Genomic DNA, 23830 nt, shown 5'->3' with positions numbered 1-23830 from the left:
ATGGATGGAGATAGCGGGCAATGATTGATGATAAACTATTGAAAGTTCTGGCAGACATTGGCTTTATGGCCAGCGGTACTGGCCTTCCAAAACATGCCTTTGGTATTTTTAATGGCATTGAAGCAGCAAGGCCTGACACCCCCCTCAGTACCATTGGTTTTGCCCTAGAGTTCATGAATCGAAAGCGCCATCAGGAAGCTATTGACCTGTTACACAAGGAGGGTCTTGCAAAGCATCCAGATGACCCTTCGATCAAGGCCTTTTTGGGGTTAGCCTTAATGTTCGAAGGTCGTAACAAGGAAAGCGAGGACTATCTGAAACCGCTTCTGTCCTCAAAAGAGACCGAGCCCGCTGCAATGGCCAAGGAACTTCTTAGCAACATCCACAGCCAATAATCTATTCCGGAAGCTTATACTTCAAAGCTTCCGGAAAGTTTTTCCCCGGCACCACCTTTTCAAGCAGCCACTGTTTCACTACTGCTGTGAGAAACGTTAGATAACATTCCATTTTCTGAGGGTTTTCAGCCATATCCTGCACCAGGCAGATAGACTTGCTTAACGTATCAACCGAAAAATAGTTATCTGATATAACTTTTCTATAACTTCCGCGATGGAACGACTCACTAAATACCTCACTCCCTCCTATTTCTCGCCTGAACTCTGAAATAGAGCCGGAAAGCATGCTTCTTACCAATTCATCCGACAAATGTGCCGCAGGTTCAAACCACTCAGGCTCGACCCAGCGCTGAACTTCTTCTTCTCCTTGGCACAACCGGTTCATTACCCTGCTAAAGTAGGCTCTTAGACGATTCTCGGAAAACTCCTGAAACCCATGAAATGTCCATAAATTCACTTTCTGTCGCCAGAAAAATTGTCGGTCATATTGTTGCAAGTGACAGACCGACATCCCTTTGCAATTTTTTAAGAGTAAATACCACTCATCACAATGAACTACGACAGCTCTGAACACTGAAGCAAGGCCTTTTTCAAAAGCATTGGCATATTGACCACACAGAAAAGGTTTACTCTTTGATAGTGAATGGCTGCCACTACTCCTGATCCAGTTATTGGTCACCAGATTTTCTTCAACCGGAGGCATCTCGATCAACTCACCATTGATCAACTGAAATAAGCACTCCTTGTAACTATTAAAGTGAAATAACTCCAAAACACTGGGAAGGGATGTTCTCTGGAAGCTATTATCAGCTCCACAGAACGCCCTTTGAGGGTCATTTAATTCAGACTCGAACGCTTTAATTACATTCGGGCAGAAAGCAGCCTTAACGTCGACAATAAATGGTACGCCGTTTCTGGATACAATATTCCTGTTATGCACATCACCCAACCCTAACAGGATTGAAAGGCCAGCAATAACGCCCAAACGCTGGTAATAAACAGCAACCTGTTTATCATCCAATATTTCATGATTACTGTTATCAATAAACTCGCAAAAGCCATAAGAGCCGTCAAAAGAACCAGGCAATATCCGTATGGTAGCCAAACCGGGCTGCCCCTCCAGCCATTGGTTAAGCTTACCTGCGATATTACTATTTTCTTCAGTAAATCCAATAATCTGATGTTCAATACCCAAGTCTCTGTTTTTATAAACCAGATTCTCCCCATTATCACAGCCAATTATTGCAATCATGCAAGAAGACGTACTTAATGGAAAATCCAGACGAGTAATACCCTGTACCGGCTTCTGCCAGTCATCAGAAAACAACTGATTTATGTCGTTAAGATCCCTGTTAAATCGGGAAAATAATTTTTTGAAATCTTTAAGGGCATGAACAACCCTTAAGCGATTCAAGCGATACCACAAAGGAAATTTTGTGCTCAGGAATAACAACCCACCCTGCTCAAAAACATAGTCCAGTATATCCGCATACTGCTGGGTGTTATTCATCTCACCAACCCAGCCAATAGCCTGAAGCAATTGCTCATCCATTTTGGAAACAAAAAACGTTAGCAGACTAGACCTGAGCTCTAAATTTTCTGACTGCTTATGATAGCCAATCAGTTGTGTGTCCAACCAACTAAGTAAAGGCTCAAGAAGTCTGAATCGATGCGGTTCAGCACAATCAAGATGAAGCATAATGTCCGCTGGCAACCTTTTCTCTTCAGGCCACCATCTTTTTTGATTATAAGGCTGCCTCAACGGCTGATTTTCGGCATGTACCAATAACTGGTACTTACACATCCAAATAATATTTAAGAGAAGTGTTGGATCTTGAGGAAATCTGGCTTTTAAATCCGCTACCTTGCAACCAGATAGACAGAGCTGTGCGACTTGATCAATCAAGTCTGGCTTTAAAAATGACTCCATCTCAGCATAGTGATAATACTGCTCAGCCCTTAACAACATTCGAACACCTCGATCTGTCGTTTTAAGGTTTTTGCTCTCTTCCAATTGATAAGCAGGATAATGCTCAAATATCTGATGGTACGGAATCCCAACTGGTCGATTATTTAACCTGGAAATCTGTGCGGCATCTTTATTAAGCCCATTCACTAGTTGATGGTACTCATCAACAATGGACTCCCATTGATAACACTGAAATACTCTCTGCTTTCCTTGCTCCCCAATGCTTAACAGAAGCTGAGGGTTCTGAATAAGCTGATGGATCTTTTCCGAACACTGGCTCAAATTGACAGCGGTCCCCTGCGACTGCAACAAATGAGCATGATCAGTCAGCAAGGATCCCAAGGGGCGAGCCAGCTGGTCAAAATCTGTAGACATCGTCTCAATCAAACAGCCACTGACACCATCCTCAACCAGCTCGGAATAGCCATTCCAGTCCGATAGAACAACCGCTTTCCCATTAACCATTGCTTCCAGAGGAACCAAACCAAAGCTTTCCTGAATATTGTCCGAGAGCGTCAGAACCATATCACAGGCTGATAACCATTTATTTTTACGGTCATCATCAATATCCAGCTCAAAGCGAATACAGCCCTCAAGGTTTAAATCATAAGCTTGTTTCAGTAGAGTCTGAACTGCGGGACTGGCTGCATCTCCAGCTCCGGCAACAACCCACTTAATATTTCGGTATCCATACCCTTCTACAAGGTCATTCATTACCAACAATACGGGGTTTAAATCCATCTTGTACGCAGGAGACACTCGACCCAAGGTTAGAATAACAAATTGACCTTGCTTAACATCCAGCCCTTCCCGAGCGTCTTCTGTACTCCCGGTGAAGCATTCGTCTGGCTCAATACCGAGAGGCAGCTTTACGACACTCCCCTTATAAGGTATTGCCACCCCAATATGATCCGAAATACTTGAACTGGCAGCAGACAACAGCCGCATCATGACCTTTTTCTGCGCCTTACTGCTGCACAAAATAGCATCACAACTCTTCAATGGTGACAGTAAAAGATCCCGCGTGTTCGACATATTCGAGTCAGTACTCAATGTATGCGCTCGACCCGTAACTGGGAATGGCTCCTGACAGTATGCATCCCGAAGTGCAGTCAGACGGCCAATCCAGGGATCCCCCTGATGGAAAACCTCGTATTTAATCTTGGAAAAATATTTACTCAACTCATGAGCCGGTAAAAAATGGATGGATTTATCACTGCCATAATGCTGAAGGAAATACTCCCAACCTGACTTCAAGTCTGGTAGCAACGGTTGAGGAGCAAAAATGTGTATCTCTTTGAATCTGCTGTAGCGAATAATCGCCTTTAGAAAACCATCATTCGCACGCCGCAGACCGTTGAAATATGCTGCCTCTGTGCTGGCAACCAGGCAACCAAATACTGAGGAACGAACCGATTGCTGCTTTTTCGATGGCATATCGAATAACTCTGATCATTGATATACCTTATATATCGAACTTGCAGGAGGTTCTATTAGGGCATCAGCATCATGGAGGGCGCTGGAGGAGGTGGAGCACTCTGCCCCGCCCACTTTAGAAAATGCTCATAATTATTAGCCAATGCAGCAATGGATTCTTCGATACCACCAACACTCAAATTCTTAAGTGGTGCCGAAATATAAATTGCCAAAGCATTTTCATCAGGATCAATACAGAGTGAAACACGCTGAGTCGCAAGCAGAGCAAGATTTTTCTCCAGAAGCATCATCAGAAGCTGTTCTCGCTTACTATTATCTTCAGCTAGCTTTGTGATCGTGCTGTAGGCATAGAATCGACCATTTGCCTGGAAACAGGAAACATCAATTCGGTCATCAACCGTCAACATAAACTTATTATTTTCATATTTGAGCGGCTGTATCTGCTGACGAGCGGCATAAGCATTCATCAGATTCTCAAAAGCCATAGCATCCATGCCCCTGATTAAAATACGTTTGAAAAGGCTTCCCTGCCTCTAGTTAAGAATAGCTCAGCTTGATTACTTGGCCAGATACTCAGCAGATGCTGTCAATGAGCGAGACTTTTCCGAAAGCCTTCTGAACAAAACAACCAGCCCGACAAATGCCACAAGCGACGCAACAAATCCTGTCGAGATTGAGTGGCTGATACCCATGACCAGGTAACCAAACATCGCCACAGCAGCAATACTCAACGCATAGGGAAGCTGGGTATTTACGTGATCCATGTGATGGCAGGAAGCCCCCGTAGAAGAGAGAATAGTTGTATCAGAAATTGGTGAACAGTGATCACCAAAAACCGCACCTGCCAGAACAGAGGCCAGCATAGGCAACATCATGGCAATATCCGCCGCTGCTGCCATATCTCCGGCAATCGGCAACATGATACCAAAGGTTCCCCAACTGGTACCCGTAGCAAAAGCCATTACCCCCGAAACCACAAACAGAATCAGTGGCAGATAGCTGGGTGAAATATTACCGCTAACCAGGCTCGCTAGATATTTGCCTGTCTCCAGTTGGCCAATAATGCCTGTCAAAACCCAGGCAAAGACAAGAATATAGATAGCAGGCAACATGGACTTACTGCCCTCCACCACAGCTTTCCTCCAGATTTCTCCGGAGATATTACGGCTAAGCAGTCGTATTACTGCAAACAGGAGACCAATGACCCCACCACTGATCAGGGATAAAGTAACATCTGTATTCTCAAACGCTCCAAGGATAGAAAATACCTGATTATCCGCTGCCAGCGCAGCACTCCCGGTCCAGATCATGGCAGTCAGTGTAGCCAGCACTAATACCAGAATCGGTGAAATCAGATCGGCCACACGGCCATTCTCATCTTCTTCAAGCTCTGGAGCTCCCGGAGGATTACCCTTATTAGCGTCAAAAAGGCTACCAGAGAGTGCTGCATTCTCATGCTTTGCCATAGGGCCAACATTAAGATCCATTGCAGCCGTACAGAACACAAGTGCCAGTGCAAAAATTGCATAGAGGTTCATTGGCACCATGCTGACGAATGAGAAGACCGGACTATCCTCACCGATTCCGTGGGTCGCCATTATGGTACCTACCAAAGCGATAATATATGCACCCCAGCTTGAAATCGGTGTAATAACGCAGATAGGGGCAGCAGTGGAATCAATTAAATAAGCTAGTTTGGCTCGTGAAACCTTGTGGCGGTCGGTGAGCGGCTTACTAATACTGCCCACTGCAAGACTGTTGAAATAATCATCAATAAAAATGATAACACCGAGGAAAACGGTCAACACTTGCGAGCCCTGACGGGTCTTAACACGCTGGCGAGCCCACTCACCAAAGGCTCTGGCTCCCCCAGAAATACTAATCAGACTGGTGATTATTCCAAGAACCAGCAAAAACAGCAGAATATAGATATTGCTTAAATTGAGACCTTCATCCCAAAAAACACCCACAAATCCATCAAAAATACGGCGAATGGTTATAAGAGGATTCAAACCGGTAAGAAGCAAGGCACCGGTCATAATACCGGCACCAAGAGACCACAACACTTTTCGCGTTATTACCGCCAGAATAATAGCTACAGCAGGCGCTAATAAAGACAATGACGAATCACTGAAACTGGTTAATTCCATAAAACTGATCTCGTTTTTGATCACACATGCCTGTTTATTCCATTGTTTATTAGGATGGGTGAACCATTTGTCATTAGATCAGGAGGCAAGCGTACATCGAGGAAGCACATAAAGGATAGACCTCAGCGCTCTCTGGTACCCGTTAGCTCTCCACAGTATAAACTGTGACAGTAGTACACCTATTCGATGCACTACCAGTAAGAATGGTTGACTGCCACACTCACTTCGGCGCCATTTCCTTTCAATCGGTGTGCGGGTGTCACCCTATTCCGATTTACTGATAAACAGCGCGCCTCTAATTCGGGAAAGAGGATCACAGGCAGGGATGTAGCAAAATCATTTTGGCCACACCACCCCTGAATGTGGTGCATTATGCACCACCATTTTCAATATAAAAACCCAAAGCTAACATAAGCACGGGAAACAGCTATCACATTTAGTAATAACCGTATCACTCCCACTCAATCGTCGCCGGTGGCTTACTGGATACATCATAGGTCACCCTTGAAACTTGCTCAATTTCATTGATGATACGATTGGAGACCTTTTCCAGTAGTTCATAAGGCAAATGAGCCCAACGTGCCGTCATAAAGTCAATGGTTTCTACCGCTCTCAAGGCAATGACATACTCATAGCGGCGACCATCACCTACCACACCCACCGACTTTACTGGCAGGAAAACGGCAAAAGCCTGACTGGTGTTATGATACCAGCCTGATTTACGTAGCTCTTCAATGAAAATAGCATCAGCCTGACGCAGAATATTGGCATACTCTTTCTTCACTTCACCCAGAATACGTACACCCAGACCCGGTCCGGGGAAAGGATGGCGGTAGACCATGTCATAAGGCAAACCCAGCTCAAGACCAATTGTCCGAACCTCGTCTTTGAACAGCTCACGAAGCGGCTCAACCAGCTCCATCTTCATATCTTCAGGAAGACCGCCCACATTGTGATGAGACTTGATCACATGAGCTTTACCGGTTGTAGAACCAGCGGACTCAATCACATCCGGATAGATGGTTCCCTGGGCAAGAAAACCAATATTATCGAGTGCACTGGCATGCTCATCAAACACTTCAATAAAGGTATTACCAATAATTTTTCGTTTGTCTTCCGGATCCTGAACACCTTTCAGACGTCCAAGGAAGAGATCTTCAGAATCTGCACGAATAACTCGAACACCCATGTTTTCTGCAAACATGGCCATTACCTGATCACCTTCATGAAGCCGAAGAAGACCATTATCAACAAATACACAGACCAGCTGATCACCAATCGCCTTATGCAGCAGTGCCGCAACAACACTGGAATCAACCCCGCCAGAAAGACCCAACAGTACCTTCTGATCGCCTACCTGCTCTCGAACACGGGCAATGGCATCATCGATGATTTTGCCCGCGGTCCAGAGCTTCTGACAGCCAGCAATATCCACAACAAAACGCTCAAGAATGCGCAGCCCCTGGGTGGTGTGGGTCACCTCAGGATGGAACTGAACCCCATAATACTGCTTCTCTTCACACGCCATTGCCGCAATAGGGCAGGAGCCGGTAGACGCAGCAACCACAAACCCATCCGGTATCGCGCTGACCTTATCGCCATGGCTCATCCAGACATCCAGACTAAGGCGACCACCTTCACAGACATGATCTTCAATGCCATCAAAGAGGCGAACCTTTTCTTCGAGCTGAACCTGGGCATAGCCAAACTCGCGTAAATCGGAAGTGCTTACCTTGCCACCCATTTGTTCTGCCATGGTCTGCATGCCATAGCAAATACCCAGCACTGGAACAGCAAGTTCAAAAACAACGTCAGAGGCTCTCGGAGAGTTATCACCGGTCACCGACTCCGGCCCACCGGACAAAATAATCGCTTTCGGGCTGAACTCCCGAATAGCATCATCATCCATATCATAGGGATGCAGTTCACAATAGACGCCGATCTCACGAATTCTGCGAGCAATCAACTGAGTGTACTGAGAACCAAAATCAAGAATCAGAATGCGATCTGAATGAATATCCTGGGACATGATTAATCTCTAAGTCCTGTATCAGCAAGGGAAGGAAACTGATCCTTACTGAAAGTAAGCAGCCGGGTCAGAAGCTACCTGCCCGGCTGTAAGTTTCAACATTAATAACCAGAAAAAGCGATCTTAGCCAACACGATAGTTTGGAGCTTCTTTGGTAATCGTCACATCATGCACATGGGATTCCGCCATTCCGGCATTGGTCACACGAACAAATTGTGGCCGGGTACGCATGGTTTCCATATCTGGAGAACCGGTATACCCCATCGCTGCACGCAAACCACCCACCATCTGATGAATAATGGCGTGAAGTGGTCCTTTATAGGGAACACGACCTTCAATTCCTTCCGGAACCAGTTTTTCTGCACCCTCTTCTGCACTCTGAAAGTAGCGATCACTGGAACCGGAAACCTGAGACATCGCACCCAGAGAGCCCATACCACGGTAGGCCTTATAACTACGCCCCTGATAGAGCTCCACTTCACCAGGCGCTTCTTCAGTGCCTGCCAGCATACTGCCCAGCATGACAGTACTGGCACCAGCAACAATCGCCTTTGCCAGATCACCGGAGAAACGAATACCACCGTCAGCGATAACCGGGACACCGGTATCTTTCAACGCTTCAACCACATTGGCCACAGCGCTGATTTGAGGAACGCCAATACCGGTCACGATACGGGTTGTACAGATAGAGCCTGGACCAATGCCGACTTTAACACCATCAGCACCAGCTTCTACCAGCGCTTTACCCGCTTCCGCAGTAGCGATATTGCCACCAATAACCTGAACCTGGGGGAAGTTTTCCTTCACCCACTTAACCCGCTCAATCACACCACGGGAATGGCCATGAGCAGTATCCACGATAATGACATCAACACCGGCAGCCACCAGTGCAGCAACACGATCCGGTGTTTCCGCACCTGTACCGACGGCAGCACCCACTCTTAACTGCCCCTGACTGTCCTTGGAAGCATTCGGATACTGTTGAGCCTTTTTAATGTCCTTAACCGTCATCATCCCAGCGAGGTTGAACTGGTCATCAACCACAAGGACTTTCTCAATACGGTGCTTGTGCAGGAGCTTACGAACCGTTTCAGGGTCAGTACCTTCCTTAACGGTCACCAGGCGGTCTTTCTGGGTCATAATCTCGGAAACGGCTTTATCCAGATTGGAAACAAACCGGACGTCACGACTGGTAACGATACCCACCAGATCAGTACCAGAGAGCACGGGAACACCAGAGATATTGTGTCTGGATGTGAGCTCCAGAAGATCCCTGACGGTTGCACTGGCATCGATGGTAATCGGGTCCTTTACCACGCCACTTTCGTGTTTTTTAACCTTACGAACTTCAGCGGCCTGCTGCTCAGGTGTCATATTCTTGTGAATAATGCCGATTCCGCCTTCCTGCGCCATTGCTATCGCCAGGGAAGACTCGGTAACTGTATCCATAGCAGCAGAGATGAGCGGTATACTCAGCTCAATACCACGGGTCAGTTGAGTTTTCAGGGAGACATCTTTGGGGAGGACTTCGGAGTAGCCGGGCAGGAGGAGTACATCATCGAAGGTGAGAGCATCTTGTGCAATTCTCAGCATTGCCTGTTACCAAGAGTTTATGGGAAAAAAATTCGGACAAGTATACCCTGTTTTGCTACTTCAGCTAAACCTGTTCTTCAGGCAAAATAGTAAAAAACCGATAATCTCTTACTGAGTTTCTCCATGCCCCAGTTTATTGATCACCCTGCCCTGCCTTCAGAGTTATCTGCCAAAGCCCTCTCAGTGACAGAATTAAATGGCAAAGCACGGCGATTACTGGAGATGAGTTTCAATAATATCCGTGTTGAGGGAGAGATCTCCGGACTGGCTCGCCCGAGCTCAGGACACTGGTATTTCACCTTGAAGGATAGGCAGTCACAAATTCGCTGCGCCATGTTTCGCAACAAAAATCAGAGTCTGAAATTCATACCTACAGAGGGAATGCTTCTACTTGCCAGGGGGCGGGTAAGCCTCTATGAAGGTCGTGGCGATTATCAACTTATTGTTGAACATATGGACAGTGCTGGCACAGGTGATCTCCAGAAAGCTTTCGAAGCTCTGAAAATGAAACTGGCTGCTGAAGGCCTGTTTGATATCACCCAAAAGAAGCCCCTGCCCACTCATCCAAAACATATTGGCGTCATCACTTCACCAACAGGAGCAGCTATACGAGATATTTTAACAGTACTGAAACGGCGCTTCCCGGCCATTCCCGTGACCATCATCCCCAGCTCTGTTCAAGGAGCCCAAGCAAAGAGTGAGCTGGTTAAAGCAATAACGATGGCACAAGCCACCAATCAGCTTGACGTTCTGATTATTGGCCGGGGAGGGGGCTCTCTGGAAGATTTATGGCCATTTAATGAAGAAGTCGTAGCCAGGGCTATTGCTGACTGCAGCATCCCTACTGTCAGTGCCGTCGGCCATGAAATTGACTTTACCATCGCTGACTTCGTCGCTGACCACCGTGCTGCCACACCATCCGCAGCCGCTGAAATTCTCAGCCCTGATCGTCAGGCAATCTTGAACCAGTTACACCTGTTAGGCCGAAAACTGACAGCCTTAACACGACACAAATTGCAACTAAGCCAGAAAGAACTTGAGAGCCTGAAAAAACGTCTCAGGCACCCGGGTGATCGATTGAGAGATAGCAGCCAGCGACTGGATGACCTGGAAATTCGATTAAAACAAGCAATCACGCTACAGCTGGAACGAGCCCGTTCACGCATTGATCGCATGCAGGAACGCGTATTCCAACAAAACCCACAGCGCAAGTTGGAACTACTTAAAAATAGAAATGATCACATGGGCCAGAAGCTTGTTCAGCTCATACTGAACAGTCTTGAAAAAAGACAACTTAAATTGGAAAAAATTTCCGGCGAGTTGAATACAGTAAGCCCATTGGCAACGCTGTCACGAGGTTACTCCATAACCATGGCTGGAGAATCGATTATCAGAAACAGTCAACAACTGCGGAAGGGAGATCTGATTACTACACGTTTCTGCGAAGGTGAGGCTACTTGCAAAGTCGAAAAAATCAAAAGCTAACCAAACAATCAGAAATTAAAATGAATAGCCAGCCAGATGCTATCAACATCTGGCTCTGTCCAGGCTACTCGATGCCTTAAGCCAGCAGGCAAAAATATAAAGTCACCAGATTTAAGCGAGACCGACTCTTTATCCCCATCAAAGTCCAGTATTGCCAAACCTTTTAAAAGAACAACCCATTCATCCCAGGACTGGTCATACCACTCCCCTTCCGGAGTAGCATGACCACGGGAAACAATCCGTTCGATTTTAACACCTCCAGAGCCTTGAAGTATTTCAAACAATTCCTCAGGCAAATTCGAAGGAATATTCTCGAACAGGTTGTTTTTCATCAATTAACCTTTCAGTACTCAGGAGCGCTTTGTTTTACGCTTTTCTTTGGCAAACTTGGCCGTCTTTTCGACTCTGCGTTTACGATGTGCCTGCCGCTGATCCACCTCTTTATTCTCGGCATAAGGGTTATCACCAGAGCGGAATTCGATCCGAATGGGAGTACCCATAATTTTCAAAACCTTACGAAAGGTATTTTCCAGATAACGACGATACGCCGCTGGAACACGCTCAGTCTGATTACCGTGAATGATAATGGTTGGCGGATTCATCGCACCAGCATGACAATAGCGAAGCTTGATTCTGCGATTATTGACCATGGGAGGCTGATGCTCTTTAACAGCATCTTCCAGAATACGGGTCAGACGGTTAGTTGATAACTTATTAGTCGCTGCCTCATACGCTTCTTCAATAGAATCGTAGAGGTTCCCAACACCGGTACCGTGCTTCGCTGAAATCATGTGAATACGAGCATAATTGATAAAGCCGAGGCGTCTCTTCAACTCCTCCTTAACATTAGTTTTCTGCTCTTCTTCCATGCCATCCCATTTATTGAGGGCAATCACCACGGCACGACCGGCATCCAGGACAAAGCCAAGCAGATGCAGATCCTGTTCAACAATGCCTTCGCGGGCATCCAGAACCAGAACCACTACATTGGCGTCTTCAATGGCCTGCAACGTCTTGATCACCGAAAACTTTTCGATGGATTCAGACACTTTGCCCCGTCGGCGCACACCTGCAGTATCAATCAGCGTATAATCCTGACCAAAGCGTTCATAAGGAATATAAACACTGTCACGGGTCGTTCCCGCCTGATCATAGACCACAACACGGTCTTCACCCAGCATACGGTTGACCAGAGTAGACTTACCCACGTTTGGTCTACCGACAATACCAATCTTTATGCCTCGGGGCTTAACCGAAGCCTCATCTGACTCATCAGTCTCCCCATCGCTACACTCCAGCAACACGTTATTGATCATGTTACTGACGCCACGACCATGAACCGCTGCGATATGATAAGCCCCACCTATACCCAGAGAAGCAAAATCAGTTTCAGCCTGCTCAGCATCAACCCGATCGACCTTATTTAGTACCAGGTGGTATTTTTTCCCCTGCTTACGAAGATGCAAGGCGATCATTTCATCGGCAGCGGTCAAACCTGCCCGGGCATCCACCAGAAATAACACCACATCCGCTTCATTAATAGCGAGTAGAGACTGTTCCGCCATAGCAGAATCAATCCCCTCTTCATCACCAGAGATACCACCCGTATCAATGACAATGTAAGGGTGCGAGCCAACCTTACCCTCGCCGTATTTCCGGTCACGGGTCAACCCGGCCACATTCGCAACTAAAGCATCGCGAGAGCGGGTCAATTGGTTAAACAGGGTGGACTTGCCAACATTCGGCCTGCCCACCAGGGCAATAACAGGTACCATAAGTTTTACCACAAATACAAAAATACGCAGACAATGCGCCGGTTACTGCATGAAATACCAGTAAAACCGAAATTGAAAACGGGCTGAATCCGGTTAGGGATTCAGCCCGACAACTTTCTCCACCAACTTATTCCACCACCTTTTTCCATCAAGAATGGTGAACAGTCAGTCGCTGTTTACTCAGAAGCCTTTTCTTTCAAGGCTACCAACTCGCCATCTGCTGTCAGTACCAGAATCAGCTCTCCATCAACGAGAGGCTGAGCCTTAATAGCAGAAGAGTCCACTTTAAAACGGCCCGCCTGACTACCATCAACCTGAGATAGCAAGTGGACATAACCCTCGCCATCACCCACGACCACGTAGCTACTGAATGCTGCGGGTGCTGATAACTGACGGAATTCGAAATCTTCCTGACGCCAGTTAGATGCACCGGTTCTCTGATCAATGGAGCTGACATAGCTGTCTTCGCTGCTCAGGTAAATAGAGCCGAAACCGTCCGTCATGGATTCATAACTGGACAGTTCTTTTGTCCAGCGAACCCGACCGGTATAGAGGTCCAGACCAGCGACATTGCCCTGAAAACTGACAAAGAAAATGGTGTCACCAATAATCAGTGGAGCACCTTTGATATCAACCATCCGTTCAAGTTCGGTACTGCCTTTTGGTGCAGCAACTCGAGAACTCCAGAGAGGAGCGCCATTTTCCAGTCGGAAAGCTTTTGCTTCACCACTGGCAAACCCTGCAAACACAGCTTCACGGAACATCAATGGTGAGGCAGATCCTCTCAGAGTCAGGGCTGGCTGAAGTGCTTCCTGACGCCAGAGATACTTGCCAGATTCTGCATCTAGCACTGTGAGGCGGTCGTCAATACTCTGAACGGCAACATAGAGCCCATCGGTAACAGGAGCACTGAGAATCTCGCTACTTACCCGTGCTCTCCAAAGCTCATCACCGGATTCCTGCTTCAGAGCTATTACTTCACCATCCAGTGTACCCAACAGAACCATACCAGCATAGGCACTGACACCACCACCGATCCGGGTATTGAGTTTTTTCTTCCAGACTTCCTTTCCAGTGTCACGCTCCAGTGCATATACAGAGCCTTCAGCGCCAGACACAAAGACCTTATCACCGTCCATTGCTGGCTTCAGGCTCTCAAAACGATTACCAACACCTTTGCCAACACCTCTGGACCACACCTTAACCAGTTGTATCTTTTCTTCCGCAATCGTCTGGAGAGGTTTAGGAGTTCTTACCTCCTCTTCATCCGATGAAAAAAGACTGCATGCAGAGAGCCCCAGCATCAGCAGAAGAATTAAAGAACCCCTGAATAACCTCTCCATTACGTTACCCCTCCTGAGGTGCCATTGCTGCCAAATCATCCAATTTGAGTTGCAGCAATGGACGGTTCAAGCCATTATCCTGTGCTGCATCGACTGCTTTCTGGTATGCCACTTCTGCCTGTTTGCGATCCCCAAGGGCAAGATATGCATCCCCTTTTGCAGACTCCACCGTTGCCTCATAAGACTTGCCTGCACTCAGTTTGGTCAGAATATCAAGCGCCTGCTGGCCATTCTCGGATGACTCGCTCAACAGGACACGTGCAAGTCGAACGCTGGCCATTGTCTGAACTTCAGCCGCTGGTTTATGCATCAGCACCCACTCAAGAGAAGCCCGGGCAGCACTCAATTGATTATCCTGAACTTGCTGCTGAGCCAGAAAGAGCGTTGCAAACGCTGCATATTGGCTATCTGCATAATCATTCTGTAGCGAAGAAACAACATGCCCTACCGTCGCCTTCTGCTCTTCGGTCAAAGGTGCTGCAAACTGTGCCTGCTGCTCCAGAGACAAAGTATCCAGCAAATTCTGATAAAGCGAAGAAGCTTCAGAGATTTCCTGATGCTGAGTTTTTTGCCAGTAGTTATAGCCGGAAACAGCCGCCAGTGTAATGGCAACTCCCAGCACAACAGGCTGACCATAGTCTTTCCATAGATTCTTAAGCAGTTCTACCTGCTCTTCATCAGATTGGTAACTCACCCTTTACTCCTGACTTCTTTCCTGAAAACCGTTAACAGAGCGCTCTTCTCAACAAGCAGCGTACTGAACAGCAGCATTCTATAATACTTTCTGCAAATATTCGGCCATATCGGCGATTGGCAGCTGCTGCTGGGCACTATCAGTTCTCAACGACTTGACAGTTACCATACCCGAACCGAGCTCATCTTCACCCAGAATGAGAGCATAGGCAGCACCGCTGCGATCCGCACGCTTCATTTGAGCTTTAAATCCGCCACCACCGCAATTCATCAGAATCTTAAGCTCTGGCAGTGCATCACGCAGTCGCTCCACAACTGGCAGAACTCTATGAACAACACCATCACCAACAGCAACGACAGCCACATCTACCCGATTAGAGACACTTTCCGGCAGTAACTGAAGGGTTTCCAACATCAATACCAGACGCTCAATACCCATGGCAAAGCCAACGGCAGGCGTGGGCTTTCCACCAAGCATCTCAACCAGTGCATCGTATCGGCCACCAGCACATACCGTACCCTGAGATCCCAGACTGTCGGTTACCCATTCGAAGACGGTTCTTCCGTAGTAATCAAGACCGCGCACCAGTCGCGGGTTAACTCGATAGGCAATACCCGCCTCATCCAGAATCTGCTTCAACCCGGTAAAGTGAACCCGGGATTCTTCATCCAGATAGTCGAACAGTTCAGGTGCCCCGGCAACAATTTTCTGAGTGTTGCGGTCCTTACTGTCAAGGATTCTCAATGGGTTAATGGTCAGCCGACGACGACTGTCTTCATCAAGCTCTGACTCATAGTCCTTAAGGTACGCCACCAATGCTTCACGGTAACGAACACGGGCTTCCAGAGTACCCAGGGTATTCAGCTCCAGGGTTACATGTTCCGACAAACCAAGCTTCTGCCAGAACCGGGCAGTCATCATGATCATTTCTGCATCAATATCTGGCCCAGTCATGCCGTAGGCTTCAACACTGATCTGGTGGAACTGGCGATAGCGGCCTTTTTGAGGACGCTCATAGCGAAACATGGGACCTGAAGTCCACAAACGTTGAACCTGATTGTAAAACAGTCCCTGCTGAATACCGGCACGCACAACTCCGGCAGTAGCCTCAGGGCGGAGTGAGAGCTTGTCACCATTGCGATCTTCAAAGGTGTACATCTCTTTCTCAACAATATCCGTTCCGGAGCCAATCCCCCGGCTGAACAGAGCAGAGCTTTCAACAACCGGAATTCGGATTTCCTGATAACCATAAGTTGTCAGGACAGAGCGTACCTGCTGCTCAAGGTACTGCCAGACCGGTGTCTGTTCGGGAAGAATGTCATTCATCCCGCGAATGGCTTGAAGCTGCTTGCCCAAGTTCAAATGCCCTCTAACCTAAAAAATATCACCCGACCCCATTGGAATGGGAGATATGGCTTGAAAATGGGCAACTATAACCGTTAAGGCCTTTCTGTGACAATCCCACCGTCCTCTCATAAAAGGATGCCCATGGCAGTGAAGAGTAAAGATCACAGAAAGGATTGGAATTTCAGAGAGTTAATTTACCCCTGTCCATTGCCAGTCAATAAGACACTGGCAACTCGGGTACTCGAGTTGGGTCTGGCTACAGGCTTGCCATCATAAACGATATTTTGCACACCTGGGGTATTACCAAACCGAACACTGACCGGTGGAAAAACATCCAGACTAATTGAAGAACCTGCTTTCTGCACAGCAGATACAAGGACCTCACCGGTGGCATCCTTGATTTCTACCCAGCAATCCTGTGAGAAATCAATGACGAGGGGTTTGCCAAGCCCGAGAACTGTTTTTTTGACATCATCATCGGCAGTAACATCCACGATCTCAGCACTATCGACGGCAATTGGCGGAAATTCCGGCCTTTCTTCTACCTGCTCAGACTCCTGCTCTACAACTACAGAAGGATCAGAAGAGGCTCTTTCCTCAACAACCGTTGCTTCTACTTCAAGATCTGTTTCCAGAGGAGTATTCTCCACGGCCTCCAGATATTCAGGCAGTTGTTCGGACACCTCTTCAATGATGGCAACCTCTGCTGCTGGCTCAGCATCCAGCCAGTTATTCCAGAGGTAGTAGCTCAAACCACCCAGCGACACGACCAGCAGCAATGCGAGCGCATGAGCCGGAGAGGGTGTACTGTGAGCACGTAACGGTTTTACCTTTTTGGAACCCTGCAAACGGGGAGTATCAAGCCCATCATTACCAATAAAATGGTCAAAATCCTTTACCAGATCTTCACCACTGAGACCTACCAGTCTGGCATAGTTCCGGATGTAACCACGCACGAAAGCGGCCTGCGGCAGTACGTCAAACGTACTCTCTTCAATAGCTCTTACATAGCTTTCAGTAATCTTCAGATGTTCTGCAACTTCCGGAATAGAGAGCCCTTGGCTATTACGAGCCTGGGCAAGCACAGCACCCGGAGAAACCGGCTGAATGGCTTCTTCTTGCTGAGTATCCTGATCACTCATAACCCAATCGACTCCGATATTGCTTCAGCTCCATAGAGCCGGGATAAAGTCTTTCCAGCTGTAACCCATAACTGGCGGCCTTACTTTGAGCACCATTTGCAGTTGCCAGCTCAATACCCAACAACAGACTACGGGCGCTCTGATCAGACACTTCATCAAAGGCCTGATAGTGCTGCCACCCCTTGTAGAGATTACCTTCATCTTTGTAGATAGCAGCAAGCTCAAGATTTGCTCTTGGCAGATTGCTATTCAGACGCAAAGCTCGAATAAAGTGCTCAACAGCCAATTCAGATTTACCCAGACGCAGGGCCACTATACCCATATTTTCAAAGGTACGACTGCGTTGGGAATAAGAGACATCCTGTGAAGCAAGCTCAAACTGGCGGTAAGCTTCTTTGAGCCTGTTTTTGGAGAAAAGGAAAGCACCAAAATTGTTGCGTACATCAGAGGCCTCGGGATCAATGGAAAGCGCCCTGTTGAACGCCTTCTCTGCCAGTTGGTCTTCTCCTTGTCTCTGATAAGCCATACCTAGCATACCGTGAACATCGGGAGAGTCAGGCTCTATCTCCAGTGCTCTCTGCAGAGGTTTAACCGCCCTTTCAGAATAACCTCCCTGGAGATAACCCCTGGCAAGATTCATGTAATCCACCACTGCCCTGCTCTCATTGACAGGCCGGCCGTCAGTGGTGACACAGCCAGTCAGTACCAGTGATACAGAAAACAGTAATGCAATGGGCCTCAATCTGACTCCCATGCTCATCCCCACATTTGCAAATTTTGAATAAGTCTGTGAGGCTGCCCGGGAATAGCAGCCGTCCATTGTGATGATGGCAGTATTTCCCAAGCAGTCTCTTAAATCTGTCTGGCTGCTATGTAGCGCTCACTGCGACGGGTTTTATCCATCACATTGCCAACCAGCTGACCGCAGGCTGCACCGATATCATCACCTCTTGTCTTTCTAACGGTGACATTAAATCCTGCCAGCTGCAAACTTTCCTGAAAACGTCTCACTGCATTGTTACTGGGTCTTTCATATCCTGAATGAGGAAATGGGTTGAAAGGAATCAGATTCAATTTACAGGGCACATCTTTCAGCAAAGCAACCAGCTGCCGGGCATGCTCAGGCTGATCATTAACACCAGCAAGTAGCGTATATTCGATCGTAACGACCCGCTTGCTATCCGTCAAACTGTTCATGTAATGATGAATCGCATCAAGCAGCTGATCCAGCGGATACTTCCGATTGATTGGAACCAGCTGATTTCTCAGCTCATTATTAGGCGCATGCAGAGAAACGGCCAGTGAAACATTAGACACTTCACTCAACTTTCTCAGTGCTGGCACTACACCCGAAGTACTCAACGTCACCCGTCGTTTTGAAAGTCCATAACCAAGGTCATCCATCATCAGATCCATGGCGTCAACAACGTTATCAAAGTTCATCAATGGCTCGCCCATACCCATCATCACCACATTGGTAATGGAACGATCCATTTTTGCGGGCACATTGCCAAAGTGACGGGCAGCCACCCACACCTGGCCAATAATTTCAGCGACAGTCAGATCTGAGTTAAACCCCTGTTTGCCGGTAGAGCAAAAGCTACAATCCAGAGAACATCCAGCCTGGGAGGAAACGCATAATGTTCCACGGCCATTATCAGGGATAAATACGGTTTCAACACAACTGCCACTGGCTACGCGAACGATCCACTTACAGGTGCCATCTTCAGAAAAATGGCTACTGACCACCTCTGGCCCGCGAATTTCTGCTTTCGCTTTGAGCAGCTCACGAAGTGACTTACTGATATTGCTCATCTCGTCGAAGCTATCGACGCGATGATGATGAATCCACTTCAAAACTTGTTCTGCACGGAATTTTTTCTCACCAATACTGAGAAAAAAAGCTTCCATTTTTTTACGGGAAAGGCCCAGCAAATTAACTTTTGCTTCTTTACTTGATAGCTCGCCAGCCAGTTCGCTGGCCTGATCGATAGATGGCTCGATCAATTCTGACATCTTTTTAATACCTCAAAGCCACCAGAAGGTCTCCCCCCTGATGGCTCGTACATTCACGCTAAGCCCCACACACTGTCCGACTGCTACAGCAGCCAGATTCAGATTATCGAGTTCTGGGGCAAATCTCCGAATCCTCGAAGAAGTAGGCCACTTCACGCTCAGCAGACGCTGCCGAGTCAGATCCATGTACCGCATTTTCATCGATGGTTTCAGCAAAATCGGCCCGAATAGTGCCTTCAGCGGCTTCTTTCGGGTTAGTGGCTCCCATCAACTCCCGGTTCAATGCTACCGCATTCTCCCCTTCAAGGACGGACACAACAACAGGTCCGGAAGTCATGAAAGCAACCAGGTCATTATAAAACGGACGCTCTTTGTGCTCAGCATAAAAGCCACCAGCCAGCTCCTCAGAAAGATGGAGCATTTTGGTTGCCACAACATTTAATCCGGCCTGCTCAAATCGAGCAAGGATTTTACCGATGACACTCTTGGCTACTGCATCAGGTTTTATAATGGATAAAGTGCGCTCTACCGCCATTACGATCTCCAGATTGTCATTTTCGTGCCCTTTCGGGATTGTTATTACTTATTAAAAACGTACGACTCTCTCAACTGTCCATAGCTGGAGTTCTGGCAGCATTGTATACAATAGAGTCGATAGTGTCAGTCCTTTAGACCTAAAGGTTACAAAAAAACAGCGTTTAAGCACTCTTCAGGTTTTACAAACAAGGGCCTGCATGAGGATCATTGGCCGGTGAAAGATGATAGAAAAAACAAACCTTTTCCGTATTACCACCAAGCCTTTCAAACGTTCTCTCTATCAAGAATTACAGCTTTCAGGAAGCAGACACTCTGGCTGCAACCCTTCCCTCCCAGGATTCGTGGTAACGGCCAAGGTGATGATACGGAGTTACCAAAACAACAGGCGTACCATTGATATGTGGCAGCTGACCACCCCAGGCAAGCTCATAGAGTTTTTTCAAATCATCCACATCCTCTCTGGTCAACTGAGACTTCTCTCCATAATTCATGATACTGAACGGATTGTGATGACCGAAGATTTCACTGGGCCATGCCTTCTCGCTGATCTGGGCAAAGAAATGGCGTAGACCAAAAATATGACCAGTCTCATGAGTCAAGGTGTTGATCTGCTCCTGCCGACTTAGAGAGAACATAACCGGATAAAGCTCTAAATGATGCCGACCGGAATCCGGAAAAAATGCCCGCGCCAAAACACAACCGTGTTCACTGCAATCGTCGGCATGTCGCACAACAACCTCGAAATCCCAGGTATCTGATCGCTCACTGAATTTGACCGGCGCTGCAGCCCCCCACGCCAGCAATGCTTCAGACAGCAGCTTTCGAACAGTACGCTTGACTGCATTTGGATGCTGAAAAAAACTCACCGCATGCTCATTAAATCGCCAGCGAAGATTGACACCCTCAGCCCAGAGAGGAATGAAACCCTCTGATGCATCCAGCACTAACTCTTCAGGGTTACGCCCCCTGGGAGTAGAGAAACCGCGATGATCAGTGATGCAGATTTTCTCATCACCATAAGAGTGTACGGATGATAAAACCGGAAGTGACAATGAATCCTCATCAGCTCGCAGGGCAAACACCTGACCTGCTTTGGGCGAATGATCAGAATTCATGATTTCACCTCCAGTAGCTCTGGCAAGCCATTCGAAATCCAGACACAAAAGTTCCATGACCTGCTGGCGCTTTCTGAGCCACCAAGCCTCACAACGAAACATCAATAGCCCCGAAAGAAGATCAAAGCGAGGTCGTACTTTCAGGGAATATAAAAAATGCCTCTAAAGAGGCATTTTCATAGTATAGGGGAGCAAAATAAAAAAATGATAAAAATTCTAATTCAATCAACCCATTAACAGTTTTTTCAGCGCACCCCGGACAGGCTGAGCGTCATTACAAATCAGACAAAAATTGATATCAGTCTTCTGATTCTTCTATCCATGCCATCTGAATAGCTTCGAGTATTTTTTCGCCGCACCGATCTGGATCATCCTCAAAGCCTTCAAGCGCAAGCACCCAGCTTCTCAGATCAACATAATTTATAAACCTGGGATCTACATCTGGATAGGCTTCATAGAGTTCAATGGCTACATCATAAACATCTGTCCACTTTAAACTCATTTTTCTGCTCCATAATTATTCTAATGCCCGCTCAAGAGAACCCAAACGGGCTGAAGACAAATATTCAGTGCCGTTCAGAGACCTGATTTATCGTGTACTTGGGAATTTCAACCACCAGTTCTTTGTCACCCACCACCGCCTGACAGCTCAACCGGGATTCCGGCTCCAGCCCCCAGGCTTTATCCAGCATATCTTCCTCCAGCTCATCCGGCTCATCCATGCTGTCAAACCCCTCCCGAACAACCACATGACAGGTTGTACAGGCACAGGACTTTTCACAGGCATGCTCAATTTCAATACCGTTTTGCAAGGCCGCATCACAGATGGTGACACCCGGCTCTACCTCAATAACAGCACCTTCCGGGCATAGGTCTTCATGGGGAAGAAAAACGAGTCGAGTCATAATCAGAACTCCTCCAAATCATCTACTTTCTGTCCGGAAAGAGCCTGGCGAATCCCCTGATTCATTCGACGGGCAGCAAATTCCTCACTGGACTTACCAATACGTTCAATTTCACTGGCAATCGACTTCGCGTTACCAGCCTGACGACACTGCTTTAACGACTCAAGATCTTCCAATAAAGTAGTATATTCACTTTCACTCAACAGACTCTCGCCATCCTTTTCCAGCGCAACCGTCAGCGCCTCAACAACACGATCCGCTTCTACCTGCTGTTCACGCAGAGCTCGCAGATCTTTATCATCACCAGCGTGCTCAAAAGAATCTTTCAACATTCGGGAGATATCCGCATCACTCAGGCCGTAAGACGGTTTAACCTGGATACTGCTTTTGACACCGGTAGATAACTCTTCTGCAGCAACACCAAGAAGTCCATCAGCATCTACCTGAAAAGTCACACGAATCTTGGCCCCTCCAGCCGGCATGGGAGGAATTCCACGCAACTCAAAACGGGCAAGAGAACGATTATCCCGAATCAATTCCCGCTCACCCTGAAATACATGAATAGCCATTGCAGTCTGGCCATCTTTGTAGGTCGTAAACTCCTGGGCTCGACTGACAGGAATAGTGGTATTGCGATGGATCACCTTTTCCATCAGACCACCCATGGTTTCCAGGCCAAGTGAGAGCGGAATAACATCCAGAAGAAGCATATCTTCTGCTGATTTATTTCCAGCCAGAACATTCGCCTGAAGAGCTGCACCAACAGCAACCACCTTATCAGGGTCTATTGATGTCAACGGCTGCCTGCCGGAAAACCCTTCAACCCTTTCACGAACCCTGGGCACACGGGTAGAACCACCCACCATAACCACTTCATCAATCTCATTCGCTTTCAGTCCGGCATCCCGGAGTGAACGCTTGAACGCGCGGATCGTACGATCAATCAATGGGTCTACCAGCTCGTCGAACTGCTCACGGGAAAGCGTGCCACTCCACTCACCAAAGCCGACCTTGACTTCAGGCCCAACAGTCAGAGCCTCTTTAACCCGACAAGCTTCGACCATTGCTTCCCGAAGTTGCAGTGAGTTAATTGAGGATTCATCAACCCCCGCTTCACGAAGCATCCAGCGCGCCACCATCCGATCAAAATCATCACCACCCAGCGCTGTATCACCGCCGGTAGCCATGACCTCAAAAACACCCTTTTCCAGGCGAAGAATAGAAATATCGAAGGTGCCACCACCCAGATCATAAACCGCTATAACCCCCTGTCCGCCCTGATCCAGACCATAAGCCACAGCCGCTGCCGTTGGCTCATTCAGCAAGCGATACACGTTCAAACCCGCAAGCTTTGCGGCATCTTTTGTCGCTTGTCGCTGGGCATCATCAAAATAGGCTGGCACAGTAATTACAGCACCATCCAGCTCTCCACCCAGAGTATCTTTTGCACGACCAACCAGTGAACGTAGAATCTCGGCTGAAACTTCAACAGGGCTGACATCCCCACGACGGGTTTTGATAAAAGGCATCCCTTCACTCTGCCCCTGGGGAGCAGTAACAAATCGATACGGTAAAACCCCACCGAGGGAATCAACATCTTCCAGACCGCGTCCCATCATCCTTTTGACAGAAACAATCGTATTTTCCGGATCAATCAGAGATGAGTTTTTTGCAGGAACACCAACCTCAACACCCAGCTCACCATAGTGAACCACGGAAGGTAATGTGTGCTGCCCGTCGATATCGGGAAGTGTCTCAGCAACACCTGAACGGACAGTAGCTACCAGAGAGTTGGTGGTCCCCAAGTCTATGCCCACCGCCCGCTTGTATTGATGTGGTTCGGGAGCCTGTCCCGGCTCAGAAATCTGCAGTAACGCCATACCTGCCTCTTCTCTTCC

20 protein-coding genes and 1 riboswitch are annotated in these 23830 nt (G+C 47.6%); of the genes, 2 read left to right on the top strand and 18 right to left on the bottom strand.

The window, feature by feature from the left end:
* Nucleotides 1-20 precede the first annotated feature (20 nt).
* Entirely contained in the window at nt 21-395 is a 375-nt protein-coding gene (locus GV64_RS12445; RefSeq protein ID WP_020583175.1) for a tetratricopeptide repeat protein, read from the top strand.
* Nucleotide 396: 1 nt separating this feature from the next.
* Here the strand turns inward: GV64_RS12445 and GV64_RS12440 are convergent, their stop codons facing one another.
* The 5 genes from GV64_RS12440 to guaB form a co-directional block, all read right to left on the bottom strand.
* Nucleotides 397-3801: a DUF4135 domain-containing protein gene (locus GV64_RS12440; protein WP_020583174.1), complete on the bottom strand. Its 3405-nt coding sequence runs from the start codon at nt 3799-3801 to the stop codon at nt 397-399.
* A gap of 56 nt (nt 3802-3857) precedes the next feature.
* Nucleotides 3858-4286 (bottom strand): CesT family type III secretion system chaperone, encoded by a 429-nt coding sequence (locus GV64_RS12435; protein ID WP_157237044.1) that lies wholly within the window; start codon nt 4284-4286, stop codon nt 3858-3860.
* Nucleotides 4287-4358: 72 nt separating this feature from the next.
* Nucleotides 4359-5951 (bottom strand): Na+/H+ antiporter NhaC family protein, encoded by a 1593-nt coding sequence (locus tag GV64_RS12430; protein WP_026258337.1) that lies wholly within the window; start codon nt 5949-5951, stop codon nt 4359-4361.
* Between the two features lie 135 nt (nt 5952-6086).
* A riboswitch (Lysine riboswitch) is annotated at nt 6087-6257 on the bottom strand.
* A 145-nt stretch (nt 6258-6402) separates the two neighbouring features.
* On the bottom strand, nt 6403-7980 hold the full coding sequence (guaA, locus tag GV64_RS12425; protein WP_020583171.1) for a glutamine-hydrolyzing GMP synthase: 1578 nt from the start codon (nt 7978-7980) through the stop codon (nt 6403-6405).
* 123 nt (nt 7981-8103) lie between these two features.
* Nucleotides 8104-9573 (bottom strand): IMP dehydrogenase, encoded by a 1470-nt coding sequence (gene guaB, locus GV64_RS12420; RefSeq protein WP_020583170.1) that lies wholly within the window; start codon nt 9571-9573, stop codon nt 8104-8106.
* A gap of 123 nt (nt 9574-9696) precedes the next feature.
* On the opposite strand from guaB, the gene xseA reads away from it, so the two are divergent.
* A complete protein-coding gene (gene xseA / locus GV64_RS12415) occupies nt 9697-11058 on the top strand; it encodes an exodeoxyribonuclease VII large subunit (protein WP_020583169.1) in 1362 nt (453 codons plus the stop codon).
* Nucleotides 11059-11066: 8 nt separating this feature from the next.
* Here xseA and GV64_RS12410 read toward each other — a convergent pair whose 3' ends face one another.
* The 13 genes from GV64_RS12410 to hscA all read right to left on the bottom strand — a co-directional run bounded on the left by GV64_RS12410 (nt 11067) and on the right by hscA (nt 23812).
* Nucleotides 11067-11390, bottom strand: a complete 324-nt coding sequence (locus GV64_RS12410; protein ID WP_020583168.1) for a cupin domain-containing protein — start codon at nt 11388-11390, stop codon at nt 11067-11069.
* A gap of 18 nt (nt 11391-11408) precedes the next feature.
* A complete protein-coding gene (gene der, locus GV64_RS12405; protein WP_020583167.1) occupies nt 11409-12833 on the bottom strand; it encodes a ribosome biogenesis GTPase Der in 1425 nt (474 codons plus the stop codon).
* 176 nt (nt 12834-13009) lie between these two features.
* On the bottom strand, nt 13010-14176 hold the full coding sequence (bamB, locus tag GV64_RS12400; protein WP_020583166.1) for an outer membrane protein assembly factor BamB: 1167 nt from the start codon (nt 14174-14176) through the stop codon (nt 13010-13012).
* Between the two features lie 4 nt (nt 14177-14180).
* On the bottom strand, nt 14181-14870 hold the full coding sequence (locus tag GV64_RS23810) for a YfgM family protein (RefSeq protein WP_020583165.1): 690 nt from the start codon (nt 14868-14870) through the stop codon (nt 14181-14183).
* A 78-nt stretch (nt 14871-14948) separates the two neighbouring features.
* A complete protein-coding gene (hisS, locus tag GV64_RS12390; RefSeq protein ID WP_152554045.1) occupies nt 14949-16226 on the bottom strand; it encodes a histidine--tRNA ligase in 1278 nt (425 codons plus the stop codon).
* 185 nt (nt 16227-16411) lie between these two features.
* Nucleotides 16412-17359 carry a RodZ domain-containing protein gene (locus GV64_RS12385; protein ID WP_020583163.1) on the bottom strand — a complete coding sequence of 316 codons (948 nt, stop codon included), beginning with the start codon at nt 17357-17359 and terminating at the stop codon, nt 16412-16414.
* Nucleotides 17352-18113: a type IV pilus biogenesis/stability protein PilW gene (gene pilW, locus GV64_RS12380; RefSeq protein ID WP_026258334.1), complete on the bottom strand. Its 762-nt coding sequence runs from the start codon at nt 18111-18113 to the stop codon at nt 17352-17354. The genes GV64_RS12385 and pilW overlap by 8 nt, the downstream gene beginning before the upstream one ends.
* A gap of 98 nt (nt 18114-18211) precedes the next feature.
* Complete coding sequence (gene rlmN, locus GV64_RS12375) at nt 18212-19375, bottom strand: 23S rRNA (adenine(2503)-C(2))-methyltransferase RlmN (RefSeq protein ID WP_020583161.1); 1164 nt, start codon at nt 19373-19375, stop codon at nt 18212-18214.
* 103 nt (nt 19376-19478) lie between these two features.
* On the bottom strand, nt 19479-19910 hold the full coding sequence (gene ndk / locus GV64_RS12370; protein ID WP_020583160.1) for a nucleoside-diphosphate kinase: 432 nt from the start codon (nt 19908-19910) through the stop codon (nt 19479-19481).
* 298 nt (nt 19911-20208) lie between these two features.
* A complete protein-coding gene (locus tag GV64_RS12365; protein WP_201772486.1) occupies nt 20209-21027 on the bottom strand; it encodes a matrixin family metalloprotease in 819 nt (272 codons plus the stop codon).
* A gap of 298 nt (nt 21028-21325) precedes the next feature.
* The gene (gene iscX, locus GV64_RS12360) at nt 21326-21529 is read right to left on the bottom strand and encodes a Fe-S cluster assembly protein IscX (RefSeq protein ID WP_020583158.1); all 204 of its coding nucleotides are present in this window, start codon (nt 21527-21529) and stop codon (nt 21326-21328) included.
* A gap of 64 nt (nt 21530-21593) precedes the next feature.
* Nucleotides 21594-21932 (bottom strand): ISC system 2Fe-2S type ferredoxin, encoded by a 339-nt coding sequence (gene fdx / locus GV64_RS12355; RefSeq protein WP_020583157.1) that lies wholly within the window; start codon nt 21930-21932, stop codon nt 21594-21596.
* Between the two features lie 2 nt (nt 21933-21934).
* Nucleotides 21935-23812 carry a Fe-S protein assembly chaperone HscA gene (gene hscA, locus GV64_RS12350; protein ID WP_020583156.1) on the bottom strand — a complete coding sequence of 626 codons (1878 nt, stop codon included), beginning with the start codon at nt 23810-23812 and terminating at the stop codon, nt 21935-21937.
* Nucleotides 23813-23830: the final 18 nt, after the last annotated feature.

Source organism: Endozoicomonas elysicola, assembly GCF_000710775.1.
GTDB classification, from domain to species: Bacteria; Pseudomonadota; Gammaproteobacteria; order Pseudomonadales; family Endozoicomonadaceae; genus Endozoicomonas; species Endozoicomonas elysicola.
This window is presented reverse-complemented; position numbering and strand designations above follow the sequence as displayed.

Excerpts from the sequence above, each read along its gene's own strand:
- GV64_RS12435 (WP_157237044.1), bottom strand. The coding sequence starts at position 4,286 with ATGGCTTTTGAGAATCTGATGAATGCTTATGCCGCTCGTCAGCAGATA.
- ndk (WP_020583160.1), bottom strand. The coding sequence starts at position 19,910 with ATGGCGGTAGAGCGCACTTTATCCATTATAAAACCTGATGCAGTAGCC.
- iscX (WP_020583158.1), bottom strand. The coding sequence starts at position 21,529 with ATGAGTTTAAAGTGGACAGATGTTTATGATGTAGCCATTGAACTCTAT.
- pilW (WP_026258334.1), bottom strand. The coding sequence starts at position 18,113 with ATGGGAGTCAGATTGAGGCCCATTGCATTACTGTTTTCTGTATCACTG.
- GV64_RS12445 (WP_020583175.1), top strand. The coding sequence starts at position 21 with ATGATTGATGATAAACTATTGAAAGTTCTGGCAGACATTGGCTTTATG.
- rlmN (WP_020583161.1), bottom strand. The coding sequence starts at position 19,375 with ATGTCAGAATTGATCGAGCCATCTATCGATCAGGCCAGCGAACTGGCT.
- GV64_RS12385 (WP_020583163.1), bottom strand. The coding sequence starts at position 17,359 with ATGAGTGATCAGGATACTCAGCAAGAAGAAGCCATTCAGCCGGTTTCT.
- der (WP_020583167.1), bottom strand. The coding sequence starts at position 12,833 with ATGGTACCTGTTATTGCCCTGGTGGGCAGGCCGAATGTTGGCAAGTCC.
- hscA (WP_020583156.1), bottom strand. The coding sequence starts at position 23,812 with ATGGCGTTACTGCAGATTTCTGAGCCGGGACAGGCTCCCGAACCACAT.
- guaB (WP_020583170.1), bottom strand. The coding sequence starts at position 9,573 with ATGCTGAGAATTGCACAAGATGCTCTCACCTTCGATGATGTACTCCTC.
- GV64_RS12365 (WP_201772486.1), bottom strand. The coding sequence starts at position 21,027 with ATGAATTCTGATCATTCGCCCAAAGCAGGTCAGGTGTTTGCCCTGCGA.
- GV64_RS12440 (WP_020583174.1), bottom strand. The coding sequence starts at position 3,801 with ATGCCATCGAAAAAGCAGCAATCGGTTCGTTCCTCAGTATTTGGTTGC.
- guaA (WP_020583171.1), bottom strand. The coding sequence starts at position 7,980 with ATGTCCCAGGATATTCATTCAGATCGCATTCTGATTCTTGATTTTGGT.
- GV64_RS12410 (WP_020583168.1), bottom strand. The coding sequence starts at position 11,390 with ATGAAAAACAACCTGTTCGAGAATATTCCTTCGAATTTGCCTGAGGAA.
- xseA (WP_020583169.1), top strand. The coding sequence starts at position 9,697 with ATGCCCCAGTTTATTGATCACCCTGCCCTGCCTTCAGAGTTATCTGCC.
- GV64_RS12430 (WP_026258337.1), bottom strand. The coding sequence starts at position 5,951 with ATGGAATTAACCAGTTTCAGTGATTCGTCATTGTCTTTATTAGCGCCT.
- bamB (WP_020583166.1), bottom strand. The coding sequence starts at position 14,176 with ATGGAGAGGTTATTCAGGGGTTCTTTAATTCTTCTGCTGATGCTGGGG.
- fdx (WP_020583157.1), bottom strand. The coding sequence starts at position 21,932 with ATGACTCGACTCGTTTTTCTTCCCCATGAAGACCTATGCCCGGAAGGT.